Origin of the sequence: Myxococcus sp. AM011 (assembly GCF_013372595.1) — a bacterium.
Classification (GTDB): Bacteria; Myxococcota; Myxococcia; order Myxococcales; family Myxococcaceae; genus Myxococcus; species Myxococcus eversor.
In genome coordinates this window covers 23,370-30,026 of record NZ_JABXEM010000131.1, presented here as the reverse complement: position 1 = coordinate 30,026, position 6,657 = coordinate 23,370, and the positions used below count along the sequence as shown (strand labels likewise).

5 protein-coding genes are annotated in these 6,657 nt (G+C 68.7%); 3 read left to right on the top strand and 2 right to left on the bottom strand.

The window, feature by feature from the left end; genetic code table 11:
* Positions 1-2,034 (top strand): hypothetical protein (locus HUW62_RS25770; RefSeq protein WP_176435896.1); only part of this gene is annotated, 2,034 nt, incomplete at its 5' end.
* Positions 2,035-2,269: 235 nt separating this feature from the next.
* Positions 2,270-3,874, top strand: coding sequence for an LVIVD repeat-containing protein (locus tag HUW62_RS25765; protein ID WP_368670483.1), 1,605 nt, complete (start codon positions 2,270-2,272; stop codon positions 3,872-3,874).
* Positions 3,875-3,889: 15 nt separating this feature from the next.
* On the opposite strand, the gene HUW62_RS25760 is transcribed toward HUW62_RS25765, so the two are convergent.
* On the bottom strand, positions 3,890-4,762 hold the full coding sequence (locus HUW62_RS25760; protein ID WP_176435894.1) for a hypothetical protein: 873 nt from the start codon (positions 4,760-4,762) through the stop codon (positions 3,890-3,892).
* A gap of 23 nt (positions 4,763-4,785) precedes the next feature.
* Between HUW62_RS25760 and HUW62_RS25755 the strand changes: the two genes are divergently transcribed.
* The gene (locus HUW62_RS25755; RefSeq protein ID WP_303626848.1) at positions 4,786-5,487 is read left to right on the top strand and encodes a DUF2780 domain-containing protein; all 702 of its coding nucleotides are present in this window, start codon (positions 4,786-4,788) and stop codon (positions 5,485-5,487) included.
* Positions 5,488-5,497: 10 nt separating this feature from the next.
* Here the strand turns inward: HUW62_RS25755 and HUW62_RS25750 are convergent, their stop codons facing one another.
* Positions 5,498-6,583: an aldo/keto reductase gene (locus HUW62_RS25750; RefSeq protein WP_163864918.1), complete on the bottom strand. Its 1,086-nt coding sequence runs from the start codon at positions 6,581-6,583 to the stop codon at positions 5,498-5,500.
* Between the last annotated feature and the right edge of the window lie 74 nt (positions 6,584-6,657).

Sequence of the window (6,657 nt, the reverse complement as noted above, 5' to 3'; positions counted from 1 at the left end):
TATAAGAGACAGCCCCCTGCGCCTCCCGCGCCCAAGCAGGAGCCGGCGGGCCACTCGGCGCGCAGCAGCTTCCAGTCCGGGCGGCGTCCCACGATGGACCTGTCCGGCGGCGCGAGTCCCGCGAGCACGCTGCGCACGGAGGTGTTGGGGGACGGCAAGGCGAACTGCCTGGAGAAGGCCAACAGCCTGTCGAAGCCAGGGGACCAGGTGCTGCTGCTCGGCGACTCGCGCGACAGCGTGGGCCACGCGCTGGTGCGCAAGCCGGGCGGCGGAATCGTCGACCCGAACGAGCCCGGAAAGACGTATGCGAATCTCTCCGAGTGGAAGGCGACGCATGCGGCCTATGGACAGCCCGTGGCGGTGCCGGACGCGCAGCTCGCGCGCATCCTGTCCGTGCCTCCGGGCCCCGCGCGCGAGGCGCTCATCCACGGCTTCGGCCTGACGGGCGCCGCGAGCCGCTCGGTGGCGGATGACGCGGCGGCGACGACGGGGGGCGCGGCGGAGCCCGAGAAGCCGAAGGAGCTGGTGGACCTGTCGCCGTCCATCGGCATCTCGACCGACGGCACCATCAAGGTGGGCATCAAGGCCGAGTTCAAGCCCTTGGAGGGGGAGAAGAAGAAGGGCGAGCTGAAGGGCACCATCAGCGGCGGCGCCTACGCGGAGACGGAGGTCAAGCTGAGCTGGAATCCCACGGAGCCCACCGCGGACGGTCGCCACCTCATCACCGTCACGTTCGAGGCCACCGGCGGACTCAAGGGCGGCGCGGGAGTCGAGGCCGGCGAAGTGGGCCCGTTCGGTGTGGAGGTGGGCGCGGAGTCCGGAAGCAAGAAGTCGGTCAGCTTCGAACTCGCGCTCACCGAGGGAGAAATCGGCGAGCTCATCATGAACCCCGGCGGCTTCCAGGTGCCCACGCTGAGCGACCCGCTGGCGCTGCCGCCGGGCAGCAAGCTGGTCGTGGATGCCTCCGACTTCGTGACGACGTCGAACGGGCTGTCCATCGGGCCCCTGAAGCTCAGCGGGGAGAACGGCAAGGAGCAGACGCAGTCGGTGGCGGTGGAGCGCACGGGAGACACCACGGTGCGCGTGACGGTGGGCCCGGAGGAGACGCTCACGTCGAAGCTGGAGCTGGGCCTGGAGTTGAGCATCAAGGGACACAAGGTGGGCGGCGGCATCGGCTCCGAGCACAGCTACACGCAGGGCAACTCCGCGAGCGTGGAGTTCGACCTGGGCACGCCCGAGGGCCGCACGGCCTACGAGACCTTCGTCCGCGAGGGCACGCTCCCCACGCAGACGGGCCCGGGCGTCCTGGACGTGCGCACGCAGCAGACCTGGTCCCAGGAGGGCTCGCTCAGCGCGGAGTTGAACCTGACGAAGTTCGTCGGCTTCGAGCACCAGTTCTGGGACGAGCGCCTGACGGAGACGGTGACGACGGTGAACGGCCAGACGACGGTGACGGCCGAGGGCAGGGTGGCGGGCACCGACAACGCGTTCGAAATCCAGTTCTCCCTCAACCCCGACGGCTCGCGGAAGTTCGAGGGGATGAGCATGGACATCCTCCAGTACGGCGGCACCGAGTTCACCACCATCACCGTGACGGGCGCGGAGGGACTGGCGAACGTCCAGAACGTCGCCGCCCGGCAGGCCCAGGACATGGTGGTGGGCTTCTTCGCGGACTCCAGTGACCCGGCCGCGCTCGCGGCCCAGCGCCAGAAGCTCAAGGCCGAGGGGGAGCCCTTCGCCACGCTGGCGATGACGCCGGCAGACCCGGGCTACAGCCACGAGGCCTGGCTCACCGCGTATCGCGACTTCGACGCGACGCACGACTACCTGCCCGATGTGCCCGTCACCACGATGACGTTGATGGAGGCCACGCCGGAGTCGATGCCGACGGCGCTCTTCATCAGCCTGGGCGCCGCGGGCCACGTGGACCAGAACCCGCTCGCCACGAGGACGGACGGCACGACGGCCAGCTACAACATGCCGGGGTGGATTGACCTGGGCCTGGGGCAGATGCCGGGCGTCGAGGTGAAGTGACGCGACGCCCGCGCGAGTTGCAAGGGTAGGACCAACGGGCCTCGAGACATGTCGGCCCGGTGAGAGAGCAGGGAGTCTGTCGCCATCCGGCAAGCATCAGCGGCGTGCCGGGGAACATGGCGACTCCCTCGTCGTATCCGGGATGACCACCCGCGCCTTCGTGGGTGGCTCCATCCCGGGGGTCCTCATGAAGCCTTTTCCTTGCTCACGTGGAGCATGGCGCTCGCTCTGCGTCGTGCTCTCCTTTCTCCTGTCCGCTTGTGACGAATCCCCCGCCCCAGGCGGCGGCGATGCCGGGCCCCCACCGTGGGACGGCACCTCCACTCCGCTGGAGGACCTGGGCGACGTCGTGGAGACCGGTCGCCATGACGCGTGCCAGTTCATCAATCCGGAGAGCCTCGACCCGCTCCTCTGCGAGCGCCTCACGGCCTTCGACCTGTCGAGCTGTTCGCCGGGCGAGCTCTCCGGCGCGGAGGGGCAGGGCATCTTCCAGGTCAATCTCCGAGGGGAGATGCGCGTACGGGCCGGTCAGCCCACCACCACCTCCATCTCCCGCAACACCGTCAGCGTCCGGCTTCACACCGACGGCACGCCGGATGCCATGAACAGCGGGCCGCTCGTCGCCCGCGTGACGGAGGGCGGCACGTTCTTCCTCGCGGGGAGACGCAGCCTCGCGATTCCCTCGGGAAACATCATCACCACCACCGCGCTCGCCGGCTGCCATGTCCCCGCGCCCGGGGTCATCACCGGCTGCTACGTGTCCTGCTCCAGTGACGCGCGGTTCGGAAAGACACTCGGCACCTTCGTGGCCCAGCGCATGACCTGGGCCGCGGGGGAAGGCGAGTCCTCCGGGGGCCTCTCGCTCGTGTCCGAGGCAGCCACGCCCGTCAGCAGGGCCGTGGACCTCTTCGTGGCCAAGGAGCACGCCTACGTCGTCTCACTGAACGCCTCGCCCCGACTGGGCGGACTCAGCGTCTTCGACGTGAGGGACAGGCGCAATCCCGTCCTCAAGAAGACGCTGTCCCTGCCGGATGACACGGATTGGAACGGCGTCTGGGCCAAGGACGATGCGCTCTACATCGCCAGCAATTCCTCGGGGCTCGTCATCCTCGACATCCGCGAGCCGGCCAATCCCATCTTCGTTCGCCGGGCCGAGGGCCCCTACAGCGTCCACACCGTGCTCGTCGACGGAGACCGGCTGTATGCCAATGCACCCGGCACGGGCACCTATGTCTATGACGTGTCCAAGCCCCTGGAGCCCACGCTGCTCCAGATTGTCACGCCGACACCGGGAGGCTTCAGCGGAGGTCCCCACGACGTCTTCGCCTACCAGGGCCGCCTCTACATCAGCAACGCGGAGTCAGGCTATTCCATCATGGACATCACCGACCTGAACGACGTGCGCCACCTGGGGGACTACCTCCGGCCAGACCTGGCCGGCTACGCGCACCACAGCGCGGTGGGGACCTTCGCGGGCCGCACCATCGCCTTCGAAGGGGGCGAGTTCAATGGCTCTCACGTGCGGGTGCTCGACGTCACGGACCCGGCGAGCATCTCCCTCATCGCGACCCACCGCATGCGGCCCACCGTGTCCATGCACAACCTGCTCTTGCGGGGCCATCTGCTCTACGTCGCCTGGTACCACGAGGGGCTGCGGGTCCTGGACGTCTCGAACCCCACCCAGCCGAGGCAGGTCGCCCACCTCAACACCTTCCGCGAGGCCGACCCGGGACGCGGGCACGGCCTCTTCGAAGGCACCTTCGGGGTCCGCATCCCCGGCGATGGCTACGTGTACCTCGTGGACTCGACGCGCGGGCTCATCATCACCCACGAGCTGTAGCGGCTTTGGGGCTGCTCAGAGCGGCTTCTTCAGGGCGTGCTCCTGCCGGGCCCGCTCGAGCAGCTCATCCCGGGACAGCGTCTGGAGGGCCCCGTCCTTGCCCGGCACCTGGAGCGTGAACTCCCGGATGGGGCCCTTCACGAGGTACTCCTGGTCCCTCGCCGTGTTGACCAGGGCGCGCTCGCGGTAGGTGAAGCTGGACTGCGCGGGGTCCACACCCACCGACGGCATCAGCGCCCGCTCCTCGGCGGTGGGCTGCCAGAGCGGCTGGGGACGGGGCTGGCTGCGCAGCACGGCCGTCTCGTCCAGCGCGCTGTCCGGGTGGGTCCGGATGTCGCGCTGGATGTCGAATGGGTCCAACACCACGCCGCCCCGGGGCTCCTGCGAGGGATTGGTGACGATGAGGTTCTTCCCATACATCGGCTTGTCGACGAGCTGGTGGGGCGCCGTCCCGTCCACGCCCGTCGGCAGGCCGCTGAAGGACGTGAAGGGGCTCTTCTCCTTGTACTCCTGCTTGCCGTCGACGTGCAGCGCCACGGGCGTCGCGCCGTCCTTGTCCACGGGCAAGAGCGTGCCCTTCGCGTCGATGGCCGCCTTGTGCGTCCCGAACTCGGGCTGGATGGGCTTGAAGGGATGGTTGTCCCGCCGCGAGAGGAGGACATCCGGACGCAGCCGGGGCGTCTGGAGGTTGTTGCCTCCGTGCCGGCGGTCCTCGGCGCCCATGATGTCGCTCATCAAGTCGTGACTGTTGTTGCGCGCACGGGTCTCCTGCGCGATTCGCGAGGGGCTCTTCGTGGGCGCGGGGGGCAGGTGCGTGGGCGGCCGGGTGGAGTAGGGCCGCGCATTCGGGACGGACTTCGGCAACGCCGTGACGAGACGCTTGAGCATGACAGCTTCCTTTTGGATGGAGCATGAGGTGCGAGGCCTCGTGCATTTGTAGGAATTGTCAGGCGGACGCGCGCCGGGTTGCGCGAGCAGGCATCGGTCGATGGGGGGATGCCACGCGGACGACGCATCTTCTCAAACGTCGCTACACGCGCGGCGCCGGGCCAGCTAGGAAGGTGTCCTTCTTCCACGCGGACACGAAGGGACACGACATGGACCTCATCGGACAGCTCTCGCAGCAGCTCGGAGTCGATGGCACGCAGGCGCAGGGACTCGCGGGGGGCCTGCTGAAGCTGGTGCAGGGCACCGTCAAGGAGAAGCTCGGCCCGGACACCGCGAACCAGTTGGGCCAGGCCATCCCGGAGATGGACCGGTGGCAGCAGGCCGCGCCTGCCGCCGAGCCGGAAGGGGGCGGGCTGATGGGCGCGCTCGGCGGGCTCATGGGAGGGCAGGGTGGCGCGGGAGGATTGATGGGCGCGCTGGGCGGCGCCGCGGCGCAGGGGGCGGAGGTCGCCGCCGTCGTCTCGCTGCTCGGCCGCTTCAACCTGGATGCGAGCAAGGCCGCCCTCGTCGCCCCGCTGCTGCTCGACTTCCTCAAGTCGCGGCTGGACCCCGCGCTCGTCGGCAAGGTCCTCTCCGTCCTCCCCATGCTCACCGGAGGCGCCGGTGGTGGCGACTCCGGTGGCGGGCTGGGTGGGATGCTGGGCGGCCTGCTCGGCGGCCGCTGAGCACCGGGGGCTAGTAGGGCTTGTCGCCCTTCACCACGCCGAAGGCGGACGCCTCCATGAAGACGCCGTTCACCGTCGTGCCCCCGTTGTGGATGGCGGGGAAGATGGGCTGCATGCTCTGGGGGAACCCGAAGGCCGGCTTGGTCAGCGTGTCGAGACGGCCGAGCTGCTCGGCCGTCAGCTTCACCGAGAGGGCGCCCACGTTGTCCTCCAACTGCGACAGCCGCCGCGCGCCGATGATGGTGGAGCTCACGCCCGGCTGCGCCTGCACCCAGGCCAGCGCCACGCGCGCCACGGTGCTCTTCTGCTCGCGGGCGATGGCCGCCAGCTCGTCGACGAGCGCGTAGGTCTTCTCGTTCAGGTACGAGTGGATGAAGGCGCCCCGGTCCCCCTTCACTTCTCCGGCGTTCGCGCGGGTGTACTTGCCGCTGAGCGCGCCGCTCTTGAGGGGAGACCACGGGGTGATGCCGAGCCCGAGCTCCAGGGCCATGGGCACCAGCTCCTGCTCGACGCTGCGCTCCAGCAGGGAGTACTCAATCTGCAACCCGACGAACGAGGACCAGCCCCGGAAGTGCGCCATCACGTTGGCCTGGGCAATCTTCCACGCGGGCGTGTCGGAGACGCCGAGGTAGCGGACCTTGCCGGCTCGAACGAGGTCCTCGAGCGCGGCCATCGTCTCTTCAATGGGCGTGTGGATGTCCCAGTTGTGCAGCCAGTACAGGTCGATGTAGTCGGTCTGCAGGCGGCGGAGCGAGTTCTCGCACGCCGAGATGATGGACTTGCGGCCGGAGCCTCCGCCGTTCGGGTCCCCGGGGTAGAGGTTCCCGCTGAACTTCGTGGCAATCACCAGCCTGTCCCGGCGCGCCGGGTGGCGCCCGACGTGGTCGCCGATGATCTTCTCGGAGTGGCTCTTCGTATAGAAGTTCGCGGTGTCGATGAAGTTGCCGCCGAGCTCGATGTACCGGTCGATGATGTGCTGGGACTCCTCGACGCTGGACCCCCAGCCGAGGTCTTCACCGAACGTCATGGCACCGAGGCACAGCGGGCTCACGCGCAGGCCGGAACGGCCGAGCGTCACGTAATGGTCCAGCGGCATTTGAGGCTCCAGGGCGTGTTACATTGTAGGGACGACGAATTAGTTCAAGATGGAATTGGGTTAATGCTGAACCA